Genomic DNA, 21,927 nt, shown 5'->3' with positions numbered 1-21,927 from the left:
GCAATACGCGTGCTCGCTGCGCATGTGCGAGCGCACACGCGCGAAGGACGAAGCACACTCGTTCAATCCCGTTTTTCACTAACTGTTATAGGGCAGGAACGTGGCTGTCTGAATATTCACAGATAGCGTCGCCTTGGCGCTATTAGATCAGCACACATGTCTCAGCAATCTCATCCCTATCGGACGAATCGGGACCTCTTTTCCAACCACTACCTCACCGAGCATCTCCGACAGACGGAGCCTTGGAAGGAAGTTGACGAGGCCGAGGTCCGTGAGGCGTACGACGAAATCCGCGATCTCTGGACTGACAAGCAGGATCGAGTCGCGGATTACAACGAGGCTCAGCTGGAGCGGAATTTCATCAGGCCCGTCTTCGATATCCTCGGAATTCCGTTCGAGATCGAGGAGACGGTCATGCGAACCGCCCGGCGACCGGACTACGGCTTTTTCCCGAGTACGGAAGCCGCGGATGCTGCGTTCGACCGAGCGGATTTCTACGAGGAGGCGATCGCCGTCGCCGACGCGAAGTACTGGGGCCGAGAGCTCGACACTCGTGGCGAAAAGAAGCGGGATTACGAGAACCCGAGCTACCAGATCCACGACTACCTCATGGAGACCCCTCCCCAGTGGGGGGTGCTGACGAACGGGAAGCAATGGCGGCTCTACTACGGGCCGACGAGTCACCGCCTAGACTCCTACTACGAGATTGACCTGCCCGAACTCTTTGAGGTCGTCGAGGGAGAGGGTGGCATTGAGGATTTCAAAGACTTCTATCTCTTCTTCCGACAGCAGGCGTTCCTGCCTGATCGGTCAGGGGACTGTTTCCTCGACGACGTCTACGACGAGTCCGGTAAGTTCGCGGAGGCGATTGGGGAGGACCTCCAAGAGAATATCTACGATGCGATTCGTGTCCTCGCTGAGGGCTTCCTCGACACAAACGAAAATCTCAGCGAGGACGACCTGCCGCTAATTCACGACAGTTCGCTCATCTATCTCTACCGTCTCATCTTCGTTCTGTACGCGGAGAGTGAGGGGCGTGACCTCCTGCCCACTGACAACGACATTTACAACGAGAGTTACAGTCTGAATGAGTTGAAACGGGAAGTTGTTGATAAACGTGACGAGACACAGCAGCATTATCAGACTTGGCAGACTAACCTTTGGGATACGCTTGAGGAACTGTTCTTGCTCATTGACCAAGGCAGTCAGGGCCAGGGAATTCCGAAGGATCAACTCTACATTCCGGCGTACAATGGTGGCCTGTTCCGAACCAGTCCCGATCAAGACGACAGCGAAGAGGCACAGTTCCTCGCGACTCACAAAGCGGACGACGCGCACGTAGCGGAAGTGATCGACCTCCTGACTCGACGCGACGCTGACGAAGGCGACGGTCTGGTGTTTGTCGATTATTCTTCACTCGATGAGCGTCATCTCGGCTCAATTTACGAGGGATTACTTGAATACAAGCTTGATATTGCTGATCAGCCGTTGACTGTAAAGGAAGGCGAGTACTCCCCTGCTACATCGAGTGATGTGATAGAAGTGCACGAAGGAGACGTATATCTCCGCACAGACGCTGGTGAGCGAAAAGCTACTGGTTCTTATTATACACCCGAATATATTGTCGAGTATATCGTAGAAGAAACACTTGATCCGATAGTGAGTGACATTCGAGAGGATCTCCTTGCTCAAGACCCGTTTGATAAGGAGGGTGGGGGTCAGTTTGCGAAGGATTTCGCTGAGCGAGTGTTTAATCTCAAAATACTCGATCCTGCAATGGGCAGTGGTCACTTTCTGGTGAACGCTGTGGATTATCTTGCCCGTGAAATAATCGACGCGCAAGAGCGACAGGACAAACAGGCCATCGAGAGTGGGAGAATCGATTCTATAGAGGAGCCTACCACCAAAGAAGGCGAACTTCGAGATATCAACTGGGCTCGCAGACAGATCGCTCAGCGGTGTATCTATGGCATCGATTTGAATCCACTCGCCACAGAATTGGCGAAAGTCTCGCTCTGGCTTCGGACTCTGGCAGCTGAGCAGCCTCTTGCGTTTCTGGATCACCATCTTAAAACCGGCAATTCGTTAATCGGCGCAAATATCGAGGACATTGACGAATTAGACACTGGATTTGAGGATGCTGGCCCGAATTCACAGCTGTCTGAGTTTGGAGTTACACAAAAAGATAGTATTGAGAAGTTGCTCGATATTCATCAAAATATCGTTTCATCTGACAATGAAACACTTGAGGACATCAAATATATAGAAGAGAAGTATGGTGAATTTGAGAGAGATATTTTCAGAAACCGGTTGAATTCCATTGCGAACGTATATATTTTAGATCAGTATGGGGAACACGTTCCGGACAATGCTTACTCCGCCCTTGCACGGGCCATCGACGATACTGAAGAATGGGAAGACGTCTCAAGTTCTGATTGGTTTGAGAGAGCTCAGACATTAGCTAGTACATTGAAGCCGATCCACTATAGATTAGAATTCCCTGATGTTTTCTATTCCCAACATAGTGGAGATACAGACCCTGGCTTTGACGCAATTATTGGTAACCCACCGTATGTCGGCGAAAAGAATCAAAAAGAAACCTTTGAGACATTAAAAAAGGTTTCACTGGTAAAGAATTGTTATCACGGCCGAATGGATATGCTGTACTTCTTTGTCCAGCTCGGGGCAAAGCTGCTAAACCAGTCTGGTGCCTCTGCGATGATTACTACTGCATATTGGCCAGAGGCAGACAGTGCCCAAGAACTACGTGCTAACTTGCTGGAAGATGCTTGGATAGAAAATATAATCCATTTCAGTGATTATACAATATTTGACGATGCCAAGGGTCAACAGAATCAGATACATAAAATTTCAAAAAGTGAACCAGACGAAGTAACTATAGCGTACCTGAAAGATTCTTCAGTGACAAGGAAGGAGCTCAGTGACTCACTAAATGGTTCTCTGGACCTCTTCTATTCTACACAATATACTGATGGAGGATTTTCATTACCAGAAGACGGATCTCCTTGGACAGGTCTGAAAGAGCTGGCCCGAGGACCTATACATATACCCTCTGCAAATGAAACAATTGGGGAATTCCTAACCTCAAAGCAGGGAATAGTGCCTAATCCAGATACGGTCACATCCAGATCGTATGACAAATTCGACAATGAGGAACTCGAAGTCGGAGAAGGAGTTTACTTGTTAACAACGTCTGACCTCGACAGAATTGGTATTACTGCCAATCACCCGCTTCTTCGACCCGCATATCGGAATTCCGACATTTTTGAGTTTTGGATTGATTATTCAGAAGAACTATATTTGTTATATATCACTTCAGAAGATCGAATAGACGACTACCCATCAATTCGGGAACATCTTGAACGCTATAAAACTAAACTTGAATCTCGCCGAGAAGTTCAGCAGGGTAAGATAGAATGGTACAGCCTCCACTGGCCACGTGATGAGTCAGTATTTACGACACCGAAAATCGTCTACTCCAATTGGGGGAATGACTGGCAACCGTATGCGATCGAAGAGAATGGTTACTACGAGAGACGAGATATTACGATCTTAAAACCAAAAACAGATGATATTCGCCTGCAATCTGGTGTTGCATTACTGAATTCCAGCCTCTCTAAATATCTCCAAACTGAAAGCAGCACCCGAACAGGATACTCCACTCAGCGAAGTGTCGAGGACATTCCAGCGACCAAATCCCTGTTCCAGAGCGAACAGCTCGAACAAATAGCTCGTGATACCAAATCATTGGTCTCCGACAGGTGGGACGAGATCGAAGGATTCCTACAATGGATTCAGACCGATTGGGGGGTCGATCTTGAAGAATTGGCAAGAAAAACGTACGTCAAAGAGTACTGGAAACACGAATTTTCCTCAGATAAGGGAATTCTGTCCGTTGCAAAACATAACTCCAGTATGATTTCACCAGATCCGGAAGCGAGAACATTCCAAACAAAATTGAAATCTGAGTACGAGAATTCGGTGTCTGCTATTGAAGACATTGATCTCAATATTGCTCAGAATAAAGCACAAATTGATAAATTGGTTTTCGATACTCTTGAAATATCTGACGATGACGTACAACGAATTTACTCACAGATGGACGCACAAACGATCTCGGAACAATATATGATGTTAAAAGACTGAACTCTGCCTCTGGTTGTGGACTTGAGGTCGGCGACTGTTAGCTTCGCTGGCGGTAAGTGCGAGGCTGTAAAGGTCAGCTACCAATCGAGTGGCAGGTGTCTGCTCACGTTCTTGACCGACAGTGGACAGACCAAGCTCCCGAGCGCTGTTGTCGACAAGCTAGAAAGGGTGAGATTCGCTTACAGCCAAGACAGACTGGAATTCAACTCTTCAAGGAACGCAGACTGTACTCGAGCATCGGGTGGGAGTGTGAGTCGCTCTCCCTGACGGTCGATGATCGTCTGTTTCAGGAACGGATGAGCTGGATCGAACGAGGGGCTGGCACGAATCCTGTACTCGCTATCGATGGTGAAGAGGTGGGCGTCGAACGCCCGGTGATGGAGTGAGTTCAGCACGAACACGTTCTCCGGATGCTCAGCGAGGTCCGGCCGCTGGCTCCGGGGCAACACGTGAGCTAGGTCGAGCAGCGTCTCCTCCCGGATGTCGGTCAGAGTACACGCCCGACCATATCGCTCAAACGTTTCAGCTCTGAACGCGTCGCTCACGGCGACTTCGGGTTGCTCGTAGCGTCGGATGGTCCCACCGACGGAGTCGAGGAGCTCCCCCGTCGGCCACTGCTTGACGTCTCCGGTCCGAACCCACTGCTTCCACACCTCGGGGGCATTTGCAGAGCTGTTCGTCCGTGCGCGGTCGTGGAGCCAGGAAACCGGGACAGACTGCGTGTTGAGGATCGAGAAATGGAAGAGGTAGTTCGGAATCTGCGTGCCTGAATCATCCTGATAGGAGCGGATCTCAAGGTGGTCAGGAACACAGAGCCCACAGAACTCGACGGTTCCAGACTGTGGTTTCCGGAATACGAGGACCGGTGGGACTTCCTCACGTCGGCCGGACGCTTTCCTGTCGAACGCGTCCTTGATTTTCTCGTTCTGTTTCGATTTGTCGTAGGGGTTCTCCGCCTTGGCGTCGCCCCAGTAGCTGATGTATCCCGAATCGACTGCGAGCGTGTCTTCCCACGGGTCATCGTGCTGAGAGACACCCTTGTCGTTCGAGACCAGTACCAGTGCTGAAGGAGCATCGCTGCGGTCCGTCCCAAGGTCGCGAATCCCGCCCGTGTTTTTGATGCCACTGCTCAGTGGGCCACGAATCCAGCGCAGAAACTGGTCATCCGGGTTCCTGAAACTCCCCGTGTCTCGGTATCGCTCGCCAACTCTGAACGCCCTATTCATGATTCTCGGGAGGAGTTTTACGGATGGTCATTCGGGACACTGGGTGCACTGTGGCGGCATTTATCCGCAAAGATATTAAATCCGAGAGTCACATCGTACCTATCAGTGACCAGCTGCGAATGTGGATTCGAAGTCGGCGACCGCGTAAGCTTCGCTGGCGGAAGTGGGGAAGTTGCAAAGGCTAACCATCGCCCAAGTGGGCAGTGCTTGCTAACGATCTTGACCGATAGCGGACAGACCAAGCGCCCCAGCGCGGTCGTCGACAAAGTTGAGGGGAGCGACACGCTGCTCGCAAACCGTGAGTTCGATGCACCAGATCGTTTCAATCTCCGTTCTCGGGCTGCGGAACTCGACCTCGCCCACCGGCAGGACCGGTTCGTCACCTTGGAGAGCAGCCGCATCGACATCGCACCACACCAGGTGAAGGCCGCCTACGAGATCCTCACCTCGTACAATCACCGGTATCTAATCGGTGACGAGGTCGGTCTCGGCAAGACCATCGAGGCCGCCATCGTCATCGAGGAACTCGCTGCCCGTGGGCAGGCCGACAGAGTGCTGATCGTCGCGCCTGCGCCCCTTACGACCCAGTGGCAGGAGGAACTCCGCGAGAAGTTCGACAGCAACTACGTCGTGTACGACCGCGACTACGTCGACGCGAAGCGCGGTGCCCATCCGAACAAAAACGTCTGGACACACGACGACCGCATCATCACCTCCATCGACTTCGCGAAGCAGGACGACATGCTCGCGGCACTGGAGAATCTGGACGAAGAGTGGGACATCGCAATCTTCGACGAATCTCACCACCTCACGGCACGCCGCGAGGGCAAGCGTGGAATCAACAGGACTGAGCGCTACCGGGTTGGCGAGGCAGTGTCGCAGAACTCGGATGGGCTTCTCTTCCTGACGGGGACGCCCCATAAGGGGAAACGCGATCAGTTCTACTTCATGGTCTCTCTGTTGGACCCCTACCGCTTCCGTGACGAGCACGACGTCAACAAGGAGGGACTTCGGGACCTGATGATCCGTCGGCTGAAGAGCGAGATGTACGAGTCCGACGGGTCAAAGATGTTCCCCGAGAAGAACATCGAGACGCTGCCGGTCACGTTCACGCCTGAGGAACGGGAGCTCTACGAGAACGTCACTGAGTACATCACGGAGCACTACAACCTCGCCCACAGAGAGGACAACGACACGGCGGGATTCGCGATGGTCCTCTACCAGAAGCGACTCGTCTCGTCGATTCACGCCATCCGGAAGTCGCTCAAGAACCGGATGCAGTCTATCCAGGCCGGTGGTGCGGATCCGGGCGACCTGTCTCAGCTCACGAAGAGCCTCCTTCCGCAGTACCGCGAGGACCCCGAGATGCTGACCGACGCCCAGCGGGAGAAGGTCGAGGAGGAACTCGGAAGCGTGGCAGCATCCAGTGATCCGGCGAAGGTCAAACAGGAGCTGCAAATCGTCCGGGACCTCTACAACCAAGCGAAGGCGATCGACGTCGACACCAAGGCCGAACAGCTCCGCGAGTTCGTCGACGGCGTGCTGGCCGAGGACCCCGACGAGAAGGTCCTCATCTTCACCGAGTACACGGACACGCTGGAATACCTCAGAGACCGGCTCTTCAGCGAACACGACGTCGCTCAAGTGTATGGCGACCTCTCACAGCCCGAGCGGAGACGCCAGCTGAAGAAGTTCGAAAAGGAGGCCAACATCATGCTGGCGACGGACGCCGCCCGCGAGGGGCTGAACCTCCAGTTCGCCCACATCATGGTCAACTACGATCTCCCGTGGAATCCGACGCGAATCGACCAGCGCATCGGTCGACTCCACCGCTACGGGCAGGAACGAACGGTCGAGATCCGGAACCTGTTCGTCGACGATACACGGGAGAGCGACATCCTCGAACTGCTGTTGAACAAGCTCGATGAGATCGAGGAAACGCTGGGCATGAGTTCGGATGTCCTCGGGCTCGTTCTGGAGAACGTCGACCTCGAGGAGCAGATCATGACCGCTATCGCTCAGAACGACGGTACGGACTCAATCGCCGCAGATCTTGACGCGATTGTCGAAGACCAGGAGGAAGCCGTTCGCCGCGTCGACGAGGAGTTGCTCATCCGTGACCGCTTCGACCTGAGCGAGAAGGATCGGGAAATCCTCGACATCATCGACGAGAGTGCAGAGGACACAATCAGCGAGGCGGACGTGGAGTACCTCGTTCGGACCGTATGCAACGAGTTCGGTGGCCGGATTGTCAACGTGCGGTCCGGCCCCGCCGATGACGGCGGCGACGTGTTCGACCTCGTCGTCCCAGACCCGATCTCGGGGGGCGAAGTGAAGGACCGGTACGATGGCGCAACCTTCGACCGGAAGAACGCTGTTGAGGACGAGTCACTCGAATTCATCGCCCTTGACCACCCAGTCGTGCGGTCGATGATGCAGTTCTGTCTCGACAGTGACGCAGTCGGTGGACAGACGGCCGTCCTGACTGGCGGAAGAGACTTGGCAACACCGGGATTACTCTGCCACTTCCGGGTGGGATATCTCTCTGGGACAGGCGACACAGTCACTGAGCGCCTCGTCCAAGTCTACGTGACACCAGACGGTGATGAGAAGACTGGCAACATCAACATCACCGGTGGCCTCCCGCCTTCCGCCGCCAACGATTATCCCGCAGTCGAAGTGATTTCTGCGTGTTCTGACGATCTCGTGGATCGTGCAGAGGCTGTCGCTTGGGAGGTTATAGAGAATCTGGCAGCCGAGGCACGAGAAGACCGACAGCGAGAGGCCCGCATTCGACGCGAGCACACACAGAAATACTTCGAGTACCGTATCGACGACCTCGAGGACCGGATCGAGCGTTTCGAAGAACGGGACACACAGCCGGATGAAGACATGCGCATCGTTCTCGCGAAAGCACAGAGCCAGCTCAAGGAATTAAAGAAAGAACGGGATGCAGAGCTGGCGAGGCTTGAAGAGGAAGAGCAGGTGATTCCTGACGAGCCGGAGCTCATCAACATGGCCGCCGTTATCGACGCCTTTGAGAATTAGCCACAGAACCCAGTTGTCTGTTGAATTTTATTTGACGATTTCCACACGCAATCGTATATAACATCGTTGCAACTCGGATACCTGTTCGAATAATTCTTGCGAGAGTACTGCCAATTCGTGCGGGCTAGACAACTCCTCTTCGTGAATCGGTCACTTCCAGATGAACGCCAGTATGAACGCATTGATCAATTGCTTGTGTAACTCATCCGAGACGACTATGTCAGGGACCCGTTCATATTTTCCTGAACGGAGTTCATGTATACCCTATGGTGTTTGATACAGTTGGTGAGATCGACGCCCCCTCTTTTGAGACGGTTACTGCGGAGACAAACCTGCGGGACGTAATCGAACTAATGCTGGCACGGCAGTACTCTCAGGTTGGAATCACCCGCAGTGGTGAACTCATCGGCGCTGTATCGTATCAGTCGATTGCAAGAGCGTTGCTCGCAACTGACGAACTGTTCGACTCGCCAAAGAGACTGAGCAACCGGACAGCAGAACTCGCAGTCGAAAAGCCACGGATAGTCGACCACGATGATGAGTTCAATACTCTGTTCAGCATTCTTGGCGAACGCTCATACGTACTCGTGGACTCCCCGGACGGATACAGAATTGTTACTGACTACGATATCCGCGAATTCTGGAGGGAGTCCACCCAGCCCTTTCTTCTGATCGAGGGCATTGAGAACGCAATCCGTAGCATCATTCGGGATGTCTATGGCGACGAGGTTCCAGCGGTGTTGAGAGATCTCTCCTCGGAGTCTGACCATCTACGTCTCGTTGAGAGCCTCGACGAGTGCAGCTTCAGTCACTACGAATTCCTAATTTCAAAAAACTGGAACGACGGGTTCGACGAGTTCTTTCACGAGCGGCAGGATTTCGTTCGACAGCTGGTCAGCCGCATTGGAGAACACCGCAATCGTCTCTTCCACTTCCGTATCGAAGACCGGAGCGAGCTTGATCTTGATATAATCGAATTTGCCCACGGATACATCACCGCTGTCGCCGATAATCCACGTCCTCGATAGTCCCTGACCTAACACTCGAGAACTTCTTCTCTAGTCGCATGGCCTACAGCGTGTGCCAATCGTGGAGGCACGGCGTTTCCGACAAGCCGATACGCGTTCGTCCTGCTCTCCGGAAACCAGTATGAATCACGAAATGACTGCAACCGGGCGGCCTCTCGGACAGTGAGCGATCGGGCTTCAGTGGGGTGAATAAACATGTGGCCGTCCTTCTGGATGTGTGCAAGAATGGTTGACGCCGGCTTGGAGGGATTCTGTTTCTTGTACTTGTCTGGGAAGACATCATCGCGGTAGGGCTGGAGCTCCTGGCTTACGTCCCCGATATTCCATCCGACACCATGCCCGAGCAGTTTGTAGATAGAGAGGTCCAGATGGTTGTGCCACCGACAACTGTGGTTCCGTAGCGGTTGATCGTCCCAGTCTTCATCCTCCAGGATATCGCGTAGCCATTCCTGATATGGTGAAACCGGGGGGAGGGTGTATTCCGTCGCTTCTCTCGGCGGCATCTCTCCACTAGGTGAGACCGGAGGCAGGTCCATGATTGCGTCCGCGACAGTCACATACGGTCGCTTGGCCGTGTCACCTCGGTTGAAAGGTGGAACTGCTGGCTCCGTATTGAACGTAGTCTGAGAGGATTCTTTGAACGCCCCGGGGCTACTCCGGACCTGCATGGTTCGCTCTGTCTTGTTCTTCGGTTCACGGTGTGTTTCCCATTGATTGAGGTCCGGTAGGCTGTCTCCCTCACGTGTTCCGATGAAGAAAACCCGCTTTCGATGCTGGGGAACCCCGTAGTCAGCTGCGTCGACCATTTCCCAATCCGCGTGATATCCGAGTGCCCTCATCTCTTCGAGGATAATCTCGGGGACTGGGGTTTCCTTGCCGACCGGTTCCCCAGTAGACGCTGAGAACGTCGGTAGCGACTGCTGAATCGTGTCTGTTTCGACGACCGCGGTATCATTGAGCAGGCCCGGAACGTTCTCCATGATGAAGGCTGCGGGCTCGAAATAGTCGACGTACCGGAGGAAGTCACGGTAGAGAATGTTCCTGTCGTCTTCCTCGGTCGATCTGTTTTCCAGCGAACCAAGTTTTGCTCGTCCAATAGTAGAGAAGGAGGGACATGGGGGTCCACCTGCCACAAGGTCGAGTACCCTTGGTTCGATGTCGGGTCCGTCTATCCCCGGGTCAGTTTCACGAATATCTTTTTCAACTACGTGATTGCCGTGGTTTCGTCGGTAGGTTTCTACTGCAGCAGAATCACAATCAATCGCCCAGCAGACATCGAAATCCGCGTCTCGGAGTCCCTGTGTGAGACCTCCTGCCCCACAGAATAGATCGATCGCGGACGGCCGATCTTCCATTATTCACGTGGTTGTGTAGGGGTCGTCAAAGTAGTTCGGAACTTAGCGTACCCTTGGCGTTCTCGGTAGTGGCGCAGCGGGCGAAGTCATTCAAATCATCAGGCACTGTTATATCTCTCCACGGGGCCACTTTATAGACGAGTTCAGTTATATGATTGACTGACCTGTGTCTCAACTGAGGTCAATAAGTCGGACACACCGGCCTACATTATTTAGCTGCTCCGACCTGTGTCTTGGGGTATGTCGACCGAAGATGACGTTGACCTACCTCCCCAGAGTATCGAAGAGAACGACTGTCACTGGGAACGAACCCGGCTCGACAAGGATAGCTATCAGTGGGTTCGAGAGATGGCTGATGACGAATATTCATGGAATCTTGAAGACGTCTCACTCGTTGGCACTGACGTGCCGATACGAGTCGTTTCACTCCAGTATCTTGACGGCAAGTGGCATATAGAAGCTAGCGAGACGGCTGGCCCTGACTACCATCGCCCCGGGTTCACAGAACCTATCAGTTCTGACTTCTCCCGCTCGACATCTGACGCCGAAGCGGCTTGCAGGGCTGTCAAACAATTTATCAAGCGTCTTTCCTGATTGCTCAATTATGGCTATCCGTAGTACAAGACTCGGTTAGTTAGGATAAGATGACTTAATTCTGACAAATATGATTTTCATCCACTGTAGTGCCGCTGAAATATCATCACAATATACTCGATCTGGTCCTCCATGTTGCACAGTGAGTGCGACGACGAATTCGTATTTGAGGAGCTCGTCGATGCCGCGCGTGTCTGGGAATTCGTTGTCTCCTACATCGATTTACCCATATCGTGAATAAATCGTGTCAAGTGAAGCGTTGACCCACATCGAATTGAATCCCGGTGGATTGATGACGGTGATTTCGTCGAGGTGGTGCGTCTCGAGATGCGACGAGTCTGTCTTTTTATCGTACCCAAGCGAGTCGATGTGTTGGAGCGGACGGTAGCACTCCATCGATAGCTGTTGCGTCGTGGTCGGCGGCCCCGATGCATCGGTCCTCGTTTTCACTCGGAGGTCATCTTGATTGACACCGTAGAGTGGGTTCTCCGCGTGGAGCAGCCGTCGGCTCTCATCCGTGTCGTTCCCCCTGGTCGCGATGGGCTCGACCGGAACGCCCTCGGACCCTCCCTGCACGACGAGCACCTGGTACGGCCACTGTCGCTGGTACAGGGGTGGATCGACGTCGAGTGCAGCAAAAAACTCCCGGACCAGTGAGTCGTCGAACAGCGGATCGGACAAGAGGAGCCCGAATGCCAACTGCTCGCGTTCTCCACCGAAGTGATTCTCGCTCTGATACTCGTACTCAACGTAGAAGTGGCCTGGCTGGACTGGCCAACAGAGTGCCGCACGGCACTCATAGGGTGACATTCCGTATCTGGTGAGGTCCGCCGGCAACGACTGGACGAATTGCTTGGCTGCCGCCACGTCTTCGAGGAACGCTGTAGGTATCTTCGTATGCGTCTGGATACACGTATCACCGGCGATGACACCGCCTCGACAGCGCCCGGGCCGCGGCGAATCCCATCGCCGCTCGACTTCTGACAGCACGGTCTCGAGGCCGAGGGTTTCGTCTGAATACGACCCCACAATCCGCTCAAGCGCGGTGTAACACGCGTTCGTATGCTCAAGATGTGGGAAATCGATGCTCCTAGAACAAACGACGACCACGTGGTGTGTGTTGATACTCTGGATATGGTCGGGAGTCGGTGGCCACGAGACATCCGTTTCGGCCGTTCTATCCGCCGGCCGGAGTCCGGGCTTCTCGTGTTGTGGCGTGGCCTTTGCAGGTACCCCGGCCGGAAGCGTCGCTCGCTCTTGGCGTGCTACTCGAGCCATGTTCTCCATTCATAGACTATCAATATAATATGGTAGTCTGAGGAACTGATAGAAAATCACTATCCGATTGAATACTCTCAGCGGAACTACGACTGGGGAGTGCTCCGCCCGTGACTTTTGTCGTCCCCAAAGAGGAGTGCGGGAACTCATCCGAGTCACCGCAGCAATACAATGCGACCACACCCACGACTCACCGACTGCTGTATCGTCTCTTCACCGCCCATCCACTCCCGGAGCGTCTCTGACCGATGACGACTAACGCATACGACGACCACACCTGTCCGACGTGCGGTCAACCCTTCAGCTCCCGCCGTGGTCTCGGTGTCCACCACTCGATTGTACACGGCGAGCGCCTCCGAAATCGCGAGTGCGATCACTGTGGCGATGCGTTCTACAGCGACTACGAGAAGAAATACTGCTCTGAGGCGTGCCTCACCGAGGCGGCTCCCTACGCCGGGGAGCGAAATCCGAACTATCGAGGTGGGAAGACGGAGACGACCTGTCGTATCTGTGGTGCAACGTTCGAGTACTACCCTTCGGAGAAGCGAGGATTGTACTGTTCCGAGTGTGTCACGACTGAACAGTGGCGAACACCACCCAGTATCGACGGCCCCCGCAATCCCCGGTGGTCGGGGGGCCGACGCACGACCGAGTGCGACGTCTGTGGCGACGTGGTCGAACGATATCCGAGCAACATCGGTGACGTCGTTCTTTGCGGGGAAGAATGTCGTTCTCAGTGGCTTTCGGAGACCTTCTCTGGGGACGGGCACCCGAACTGGCTCGGCGGCGGCAACGAAGCGTACGGGAGTGGCTGGGCTGCTGTCCGTTCGGACGCACTCGAACGAGATGGGCACCAGTGTGTCGTCTGTGGCGTGACCCGTGAGGAGATCGGCCGCAATCCTGACGTGCACCACATCGTCCCCGTGCGGTGGTACATCGAAGCTGAGGACCTCAGCCGTGAGGACGCGCACTTCCTCGACAACGTCGCGTCTCTCTGCAGTCGGTGTCACCGAAAAGCCGAGTTCGGGAAGATCAGTCCCGAGCGACTGCGGGCACTCCGTGACCGGGAGTAGTTTGGAAATTTGACTTTATCTTTGACAAAATAGGCCGAGAGCGTAGCGACTCCGAAGTCGTATAAAGAACCGTTCGCAGGAAACGTCCTGCAAACATGTTTAATTTCTGACATGGTCCGGGTGTGAGAATCGAACCCACTTCTCAGCCTCCACAAGGCTGAAGGATAACCATTACCCCAACCCGGACACGCTGGGTGCTTGCGTCTGCAATACAGTCAAAGTCGTGTGCAGTCAAAAAGCGTTACGACTCGCTTCTCAGGCCGTGTGAGGCACACACACGCCCGAACGGGCTTCATCGACACTGGTCAGTCCTGCAGTCGTCGCTCGCGACGAACGGGTCGCATCCCGACGGGGTCGCGGGACCCGGACAGCCCGGATGCGACGTCGACACGGCGCTTACCGGCGGCGGAGTCCGACGCCGACCGCGACCAGTGCAAGCAGGAGCGCGACCACCGCCGCGCCCACGGTCTCGTCGGGACCGGGGACGGTTTCCGGTGCGACCTCGGCGGCGTCGACGTCGACATCCACGTCGGGAACGGGTTCGGCATCGACCAGGTCCGACACGACGTCGTCGAGCGGACCGTCCTCGCCCGCCGAGTCACCGCTCCCGTCTGTCGCGTCCGGGGTCGTGGGTCGGGTCGGGCCGGCCGTCGAGGGGGAGGCGACGGACCGGTCGGCAGCGATGACGAACAGCGAGAAGTGCGGCGTCTGCACCTCGAGGGTGACGTAGCCGTTCGCCGTCCCGACGACGCGCGAGTCCAGCCGTGTCCACGTGTCCGTCGGCTCGTCGTAGTGGTCGACGACCAGTTGGTCGGACGTGACGCCCATCGAATCGACCCGCGACTCGTGGATGGTCATCGTGATGACGGCCGGTCTGTTCTCGACGTTCGGCGGGACGGTGATGTCGAGCGAGGCGACGACGTCCTCCTCGTCACCGGCGTAGTTCGACTCGGCCGGCGGGCGCTCCAGTTGGCTGGTGCGCCAGCGCCCGCGCGCGTGCCCCGCGAACTCGACCTGGACCGACTCGACCGAGTCGCTGGCCGCGCCGAACGTCGCCCGGCCGGTCACGCTGTCGATGGGGCTCGACGTCGAGAGCAGGACCCGACCCGCCGTCGTCTCCTCCTCGCTGCTGCCCCTCGGCTCCGGGACGTCGGTCACGACCACGGTGACGGTCCCGGTGTCGGTGCCTCCGTTGCCGTCGGCGACTTCGTAGACGAAGCTGTCGGTCCCTGCGAAGTCGGGATTCGGCGTGTACACGAACGACCCGTTCGCGAACCGCGTCAGCGTCCCGTTCGTCGGAGCCGCCCCGGCCGTGGTGTTCACCGCGAGCGTGTCCCCGTCGGCGTCGGTGTCGTTGCTGAGGACGCCGGGAGCCGGGACCGAGAGCGACTCGTCTTCGTTCATGCTGTAGTGGTCGGCGGCGACGGTCGGTGCATCGTTCGTCGCGACGACCGGAACCGTCACCGTGGCGGTGTCCGACCCACCGGCGTCGGTGACCGTCACCGTCACGGTCCGAGAACGCGTGTCCGGCGCATCCGCGTTCACGTTCTCGTACGTGATGGCCCGGAGCAACGATTCGACCTGCGCGTCCGTGATGCCGGGCTCGAAGTCGACGCCGAACGGTTCCCCGTCGGCCCCCGTCTCGCCTGCCCGGACGGTCCCGACCGTTGTCCCGGAGACGCCGACCGTCGACCCGGCGGTCGTCCCGGCCGACAGCGAGACGGGGCCGCTGGTGTTCAGCGCGAGCACGTCCTCTTCGGCCGTTCCGTTCGCCGTGACGCTGGCGACGAGCGTCCCCGTCGTCCGGCTCCCATCCGGGTCGGGGTCGGTGACCGTGACGTGCGGTGCCGTGTCGAGTTCGACCGGCATCCCGTCCTCGGTGTACGTGACGGTCGTCCCATCGAGGTTCGAGAGACGCGGCGCGTCGGCGACGACGGCGACGGTCACCGTGACCGTTCCTCCGGTGGTGGCCCCGGTGTCGTCTCTGGCCTCGTAGGTGAAGCTGTCCGCCCCGGCGAAGTCGGTGTCCGGGTCGTAGGTGAACGAGCCGTCGGTAAAGAGCGTGAGCGTCCCGTTCGACGGGCCCGACACGACCGAGGCGGTGAGCCCCTCGCCCTCGACGTCGGTGTCGTTCGCGAGGACGCCCCCAGCGACGTCCACGGTCAGCGTCGTATCCTCGTCGGTGGTGTACTCGTCGTCGGCGACGGTCGGCGCGTCGTTGACCGCAGCGACAGTGATGGAGACGGACCCAGTGTCGGTCTCGCCGTTCCTGTCGTCGACCTCGTAGGTGAACGCGTCGGTTCCGAAGAAGTCGGCATCCGGGGTGTAGTCGAACGAGCCATCGGCGGCGAGGGTGAGCGACCCGTTCGTCGGACTGCCGGTGACTGTCGCCGTCAGGCTGTCGGCGTCGACGTCGGCGTCGTTGCCGAGGACGCCGGGCGTCGAGACGGAGAGAGCCGTGTCCTCGTCGGTCGTGTAGCTGTCCCCGGTCGCCGCCGGGGCGTCGTTGACCCCGGTGACGGTGACCGAGACGGTTCCGGTGTCGGTCCCGCCGTTGCCGTCGTCGACCTCGTAGGTGAACGCGTCGGTTCCGAAGAAGTCGGCGTCCGGGGTGTAGTCGAACGAGCCGTCGGCGGCGAGGCTGAGCGACCCGTTCGTTGGGCTGTCGGTGACTGTCGCGGTCAGGCTGTCGGCGTCGACGTCGGCGTCGTTGCCGAGGACGCCGGGTGTCGAAACGGTCAGCGTCGTATCCTCGGCGGTCGTGTAGTCGTCGTCGCCCGCGACCGGCGCGTCGTTGACCGCGGCGACGGTGACCGAGACGGTTCCGGTGTCGGTCCCGCCGTTGCCGTCGTCGACCTCGTAGGTGAACGCATCGCTCCCGGTGAAGTCGGCATCGGGCGTGAAGGTGAACGTCCCATCGGCGACGGAGACGCTCCCGTTCGACGGCGACGTGTGTACCGTGTACGTCAGGTCGTCGCCGTCGACGTCGGTCGCCGGGCCCGCGAGCGTCCCCGGGGTGTCTTCGTCGGTGGTCAGTCCGTCGTCGGGGGCGACCGGCGCGTCGTTGACGTTGGTGACCGTGACGGAGACGGTCGCGGTGTCGGTCCCGCCGTTGCCGTCGTCGACCTCGTAGGTGAACGCGTCGGTCCCGAAGAAGTCGGTGTCGGGTACGTACGTGAACGTGTTGTCGGTGTTGTACACCCAGCCGTCGGCGGCCTGTGCGGCGACGCTGTAGGTCAACGTGTCGCCGTCGACGTCGGTCGCGCTGACGTCGACCTCGGCGGTGACCTCCTCGTCGGTGGTGAGGCTGGTTGCCGTCGCGACCGGCGGGTCGTTCGTCGCCGAGACGGTCACCGAGACGTCCCCCGTGTCGGTGCCGTCGGTGCCGTCGTCGACCCGGTAACTGAAGACGTTCGATCCGACGAAGTCCGCGTCGGGGTCGTAGGTGAGCGTGGTGCCGTCGACCGTCACCACCCCGTCTGTCGGCTGGGCCGTCACGGCGTAAGTGAGCGAGTCGCCGTCGGCGTCCACCGCCGGCAAGGTGATGCTCCCCTCGGTGTCCTCGTCCGTCGTCAGGGTCTCGTCGCCGGCGACCGGCACGTCACCGACGCCGGAGACGGTCACGTCGACGGTCACCGTGTCGGTCCCACCGAGGCCGTCGGCGACCTGCACGTCGAAGCTGTCGCTGCCGAAGAAGTCGGGGTCGGGGGTGTAGGTCAGTCCCGACGGGGCCACGCCGGTCCCGGTACTCGCAGTCGCGTCGAAGCCGCCGAGCGTCCCGTTCGACGGTGTGCTCGCCACAGACCACGTCAGGGTACTTCCGCCTTCGGTGTCGGTCGCCGTGAGGAGACTGTCGATGCTCGTCGCGCCGCTGTCCTCGTCGACCGAGAGAGTCGGCGACGCGGTGTCGAACGCCGGCGGATCGTTGGGCACGGGGACGAACGCACTCACGGGTCCGGCCTTGTAGTAGACGTTCCGCAGGTTCGTCCCTTCGGTGACCGTCACGAGTTCGCCCGACGGGTTCACCTCGAACACCATCTCGCCGATGCTGTTCGACGTGAAGCTCAGGTCCGTGCCGTCGACCCACTGGTCGTCGGCGTTCCGTCCGTAGAACTGCTGGTGGACGACCGTCCAGTCGGCGTTGGAGGAGTCGGCCATCACGTACACGTCGTGGGCACCCTGTGTCGTCGTAGCGACCCCGAGCGCGACGAGCGAGCGGGAGGTACTCTGGTCGACGAGAGTATCCTGCATCGACCCGGTCTCGTCGCTCACGTGGCGAATCTCGCTGTTGACGACGTTCCAGTCGGTGTCCCACTCGGTGTAGGAGTAGACCAGATGCTGGTCACCGTCGGCGACGAGCGCGCCACCGAAGTCGTAGTCGATACCGTCGCCCGTCGAGTCGAGCAGCTTCGTCGGACTGCTCCAGCTGCCGCCCGACGGTCGCGTCGTGTGGTAGACGTTTCCGGTGTACGTGTTCTGGTCGTCCTCGCGGGTGTACCACATGTGGACGGTTCCGGTGCTGTCGACGTCGACGGCTCCGGTGAACACCTCGTCCGTCCCGCTGCCGTCGGTCGAGACGATGGTCTCGATGGTCCACCCGCCAGCGCCGTCGGGCGTGGCGTAGCGGATGTCGTTCGTGCTCTCACCGGAGAACTCGTACTGGAGGTGGGGAGTGCCGTCGTCCTCGACGACCAGCAGGGGGTCGTCGAAGTTGTTCCACCCGTTCGGGTGGGTGGCGCTCTCGACCCACGAGTGCGTCCACGACGACCCGTCGTACTCGCCGTAGAGGACACCGCGGGTGTTGTCGACGCCGGACCCGATCGAGCCTCTGTACGTGAGGTGCAGGTGGTCCTGTGCGTCGATGTCGAGACTGAGGTCGTTCGAGAGGGAATCGACCGTGACGTCGGTCACCTCCCCCGCCGTGAACGAGGTCACGACCGACCACGCGGAGCCGTCCCACGCTCGGACGGTGATACGGTCGTTCTCGTCGATGTTGACTTGATGGATGGTTCCGGAACTGTTCTGCGCCATGTCGTTGAACGCCCAGGCGTTACTGCCGAACGTGTCGATCGTCCCCGACTGGATGTCGGAGCCGTTCGCTCGCACCGGTTCGACGACGATCGTGCCCGATACGACGAGGACGACCACGAGCAGCACTCCCAGCGGGCGTCCGGCGAACCAGCGCTCTGTCACGGGCGCTCATCCCTCCCCGTGTCGTCGCGACGACCGGTGTGACCGCGCAGTCGGCTGGGTCCGTGGTCGACGCTGGGTCCCCCGCCGCCGCCCGGTGGTGAACGCACGTGGGTTCCCGGCCCGTGTCCACGAGTCGGTCGGATCGGTCGAGTAGTTGGCGGTGGGGTCATTGATGCCACAATTCTGCTCACCAAGATAACCGTATAGTCCAGATTATCACGGTGGAGAGCGAGCCCCGCCATCCGAGCGCCGCCGCGGTGACGGACGGTTCGGCTGCGGACGCCGCTGTGACTCGTCTCGCCTCTCCGATACGGGGCCTTGTGCGTCCCTCGTGAAGGTCGCCTCCCCGCGGACGGCTTCGGCGCGGACAGCGTCGACGCCCACCAGTGATTCGCCCGCGCGGACAACATCGACTTCCCGCTGCTTTCGGACTCCGGTGGGCGCGTCGCCGCGGCGGACGGCGTCGTCGACGAGGGGTTCGGCGTTCCCGGTGAGGGCGCAGAGCCGACCAGTGGCTGACCGCCACCGGGCGCGAGTGACACCCGGAACTAAGTGTGGCTCGTCGTACCGTTCTGCATGCACCTCGACTACCTCACGGTCGGTCCGGCGGCACTCGACGTCGAGCGCCGCCAGCTCGCCGACACGGGCCGACTGACCGAGGCGGTCGACGCTGATTTCGGCGCGCTGCGTGCGGAACTGACGGCCGGCGACCCGACGGAGGCGGACGTTCGACGGCGCGCTCGGTCGCTTCTCGACCGCTGTGGGTCACTACCGGACCCCCGCGACGACGAACCGGACACCCTCGACGCCATCCACGCGGCCCGGCCGCCGGGCCCGCGGACACTCTCGACGACTCCCGACGCCCGCTCCGATCGCCTCGCCGGGGCGTGGGCGGGACGGGTCGCCGGCTGCTTCCTCGGCAAGCCGGTCGAGACGTGGACCCGAGCCGAAATCCACGACTTCCTCGAGACGACCGATCAGTCGCTCGGGGGGTACCTCCGTGCCGACCGTTCCGGGAGCGACCGCTTCGACCTCGACGCGACTGGTGGGTGGGTCGACCGCGACGAGCGGGTCCGTGACGACGACGTCGACTTCACCGTCGCCGCCTTGGAGACGCTCCGGCGTGCCGGCGCTCAGTTCACCACCGCTGACCTCGCACGGACGTGGGTGACACAGCTGCCGGCGTGTGCGCTCCACACCGCCGAGCGGGTCGCGTATCGGAACCTCCTCGACGGGGTCGACCCGCCCGAGACGGCGACCCACCGGAACCCGTACCGCGAACTCATCGGTGCGCAGATTCGCGGCGACTGTTACGGCTACGTCGCCCCGGGCGCTCCGGAGCGTGCGGCCGCGCTTGCTCACCGCGACGCCCGCCTCAGCCACGTCCGCAACGGCCTGTACGGGGCGATGTGGGTCGCGGCGACGCTCGCGGCCGTCCCCGCGGTCGAGACGGTCCGCGACGCGATGGACGTGGGACTGACCGAAGTCCCCGCCGACTCGCGGTTCACCGATGCGGTCGAGACGGTGTTCTCGTGGCACGACGCCGGCGTCCCGTACGAGACGGCTATCGACCGCATTCACGACGCGTGGGACGACGCCGACTTCTACGAGGGCTACCACGTCCTGCCGAACGCACAGGTCGTCGCGGCGGTGCTGGTCTGGGAGTCGTCGGCTTCCCCGCCGGACCTCTCTCGGGGACTCGCCCGCGCCGTCCACGCGGGGTTCGACACCGACTGCAACGCGGCGACGGTCGGCTCCGTCCTCGGCTGCGCGCTCGGCCGTGACGCCGTCGCGCCGGCGTGGACCAACCGGTTCGATGAGGGCGTCCCCACGGCACTCGCCGACCGTCCGTCTCCCGCCATCGACTGGCTCGTGACGGAGACGGCCGCTGTCGCCGACCGCCTCGGGTGACGCTCGACGGTCACCGATCGATCTTCGACTCGTCTCTCCGGTTGCGCTTCGCCCCCGAGGTATACGACGTCAGCGCCCTCTGCACCCCGCTCGCGACGTTCGCGCTCTTCGTCTCGCTGTTCGTCGCCTCCGTCGCGACGTTCCCGTTCGAACAGCGCCCTGAGCCCGCAACCCTGCCGCCGTTGGTCGCCGTGACGACGTTCTCCACCGTGTTCACCGCCTGTTCTTGTGGCATACGCGGTATCCGAGGCGCTGAATTCGAGGTGACGATACAGTCTTCTGCCACACACTAACATGTCCCGTAACTCATATATGAACAGAGACACGATTCCGAATCGATGAGAGAACTCGTTCAGTCCGAGGATGTGAAGAGAAAATCTCTCCAAACGGAGCGACCGGAGCACGGTTCGTTCGGGGGTACCCGCGATGGCCGAGCGGACTGAGTCGGGGTTCGTCGGCGGCCTCCGCCGGGAGTTCACCACGCAGACGTGGGTGCTCATCCCTGTCGGCGTCGCGCTGAGCGTCGTCGCCGCCTACGTCGTGAACGTGGTGAAGGTGCCGTTCCTCTACCTCGACGCCCTCGGCGTGGTGTTGGTCGCCCTGCTCGCCGGGCCGTGGGCGGCCGCGCTGACCGGCGTGTTCGTCAACGTCGTCGAGGGGTTCTTGGTCAACCCGACGTTCTGGGCGTACACGCCGTTACAGGTGGCGTTCGGCCTCGCGGCGGGCTACATGGCCCGTCGCGGCTGGTTCCGTCGATACTGGAAGATCGTCGTCGTCGGCCTCGTCATCGCCGCTATCTCCATCGTGATGGGCGCGCCCATCACGGTGGTGGCCTTCGGCGGCGTCACTGGAACGGGCTCGGACGCTGTGACGACCTTCTTCCGCGCGACCGGCGCGAACATCTGGTCGGCCGTGGTGGGCCAGACGCTCGTCGTCGAACCCATCGACAAGGTCGTCACCGTCCTCCTGGCTGCGCTCGTCGCCAAGCAGGTCCCGCGGCGGTACATGCCCGAGACGGCGGCGCGCGTCCTCGACCGGGAGGAGTGAGCGTGCG

The 21,927-nt window shown here is 59.4% G+C and carries 12 protein-coding genes; 7 read left to right on the top strand and 5 right to left on the bottom strand.

All coding sequences use genetic code 11. The features are described 5' to 3' along the window. Window positions 1-156: 156 nt before the first annotated feature. On the top strand, window positions 157-4,167 hold the full coding sequence (locus E6N53_RS14645) for an Eco57I restriction-modification methylase domain-containing protein (protein WP_142860313.1): 4,011 nt from the start codon (window positions 157-159) through the stop codon (window positions 4,165-4,167). Between the two features lie 179 nt (window positions 4,168-4,346). Here E6N53_RS14645 and E6N53_RS14640 read toward each other — a convergent pair whose 3' ends face one another. Further along, entirely contained in the window at window positions 4,347-5,393 is a 1,047-nt protein-coding gene (locus tag E6N53_RS14640) for an HNH endonuclease (RefSeq protein WP_142860312.1), read from the bottom strand. 105 nt (window positions 5,394-5,498) lie between these two features. Between E6N53_RS14640 and E6N53_RS14635 the strand changes: the two genes are divergently transcribed. Then, window positions 5,499-8,441 (top strand): DEAD/DEAH box helicase, encoded by a 2,943-nt coding sequence (locus E6N53_RS14635; protein WP_142860311.1) that lies wholly within the window; start codon window positions 5,499-5,501, stop codon window positions 8,439-8,441. A 266-nt stretch (window positions 8,442-8,707) separates the two neighbouring features. Then, window positions 8,708-9,469, top strand: coding sequence for a CBS domain-containing protein (locus tag E6N53_RS14630; protein ID WP_142860310.1), 762 nt, complete (start codon window positions 8,708-8,710; stop codon window positions 9,467-9,469). A gap of 8 nt (window positions 9,470-9,477) precedes the next feature. On the opposite strand, the gene E6N53_RS14625 is transcribed toward E6N53_RS14630, so the two are convergent. Further along, window positions 9,478-10,824: a DNA cytosine methyltransferase gene (locus E6N53_RS14625; protein ID WP_142860309.1), complete on the bottom strand. Its 1,347-nt coding sequence runs from the start codon at window positions 10,822-10,824 to the stop codon at window positions 9,478-9,480. A 240-nt stretch (window positions 10,825-11,064) separates the two neighbouring features. Here E6N53_RS14625 and E6N53_RS14620 point away from each other — a divergent pair, with 240 nt between their 5' ends. After that, window positions 11,065-11,418: a hypothetical protein gene (locus E6N53_RS14620; protein ID WP_136590828.1), complete on the top strand. Its 354-nt coding sequence runs from the start codon at window positions 11,065-11,067 to the stop codon at window positions 11,416-11,418. A gap of 222 nt (window positions 11,419-11,640) precedes the next feature. On the opposite strand, the gene E6N53_RS14615 is transcribed toward E6N53_RS14620, so the two are convergent. After that, the gene (locus tag E6N53_RS14615; RefSeq protein ID WP_142860308.1) at window positions 11,641-12,696 is read right to left on the bottom strand and encodes a hypothetical protein; all 1,056 of its coding nucleotides are present in this window, start codon (window positions 12,694-12,696) and stop codon (window positions 11,641-11,643) included. A gap of 671 nt (window positions 12,697-13,367) precedes the next feature. Between E6N53_RS14615 and E6N53_RS21095 the strand changes: the two genes are divergently transcribed. Next, window positions 13,368-13,769: an HNH endonuclease gene (locus tag E6N53_RS21095; RefSeq protein WP_201741157.1), complete on the top strand. Its 402-nt coding sequence runs from the start codon at window positions 13,368-13,370 to the stop codon at window positions 13,767-13,769. A gap of 396 nt (window positions 13,770-14,165) precedes the next feature. On the opposite strand, the gene E6N53_RS14605 is transcribed toward E6N53_RS21095, so the two are convergent. After that, window positions 14,166-18,962 carry an Ig-like domain-containing protein gene (locus tag E6N53_RS14605; protein WP_142860306.1) on the bottom strand — a complete coding sequence of 1,599 codons (4,797 nt, stop codon included), beginning with the start codon at window positions 18,960-18,962 and terminating at the stop codon, window positions 14,166-14,168. Between the two features lie 576 nt (window positions 18,963-19,538). On the opposite strand from E6N53_RS14605, the gene E6N53_RS14595 reads away from it, so the two are divergent. After that, window positions 19,539-20,873, top strand: coding sequence for an ADP-ribosylglycohydrolase family protein (locus tag E6N53_RS14595; RefSeq protein WP_142860305.1), 1,335 nt, complete (start codon window positions 19,539-19,541; stop codon window positions 20,871-20,873). A gap of 10 nt (window positions 20,874-20,883) precedes the next feature. Here E6N53_RS14595 and E6N53_RS14590 read toward each other — a convergent pair whose 3' ends face one another. Further along, complete coding sequence (locus tag E6N53_RS14590; protein ID WP_161596569.1) at window positions 20,884-21,081, bottom strand: hypothetical protein; 198 nt, start codon at window positions 21,079-21,081, stop codon at window positions 20,884-20,886. A 218-nt stretch (window positions 21,082-21,299) separates the two neighbouring features. On the opposite strand from E6N53_RS14590, the gene E6N53_RS14585 reads away from it, so the two are divergent. After that, on the top strand, window positions 21,300-21,920 hold the full coding sequence (locus E6N53_RS14585) for an ECF transporter S component (RefSeq protein ID WP_136590822.1): 621 nt from the start codon (window positions 21,300-21,302) through the stop codon (window positions 21,918-21,920). Window positions 21,921-21,927: the final 7 nt, after the last annotated feature.

It is taken from the genome of Salinigranum halophilum (assembly GCF_007004735.1).
In the GTDB taxonomy this organism is placed as follows: domain Archaea; phylum Halobacteriota; class Halobacteria; order Halobacteriales; family Haloferacaceae; genus Salinigranum; species Salinigranum halophilum.
The sequence above is the reverse complement of the archived record's forward strand: the minus strand, read 5'-3'. Positions and strand labels throughout refer to the sequence as shown.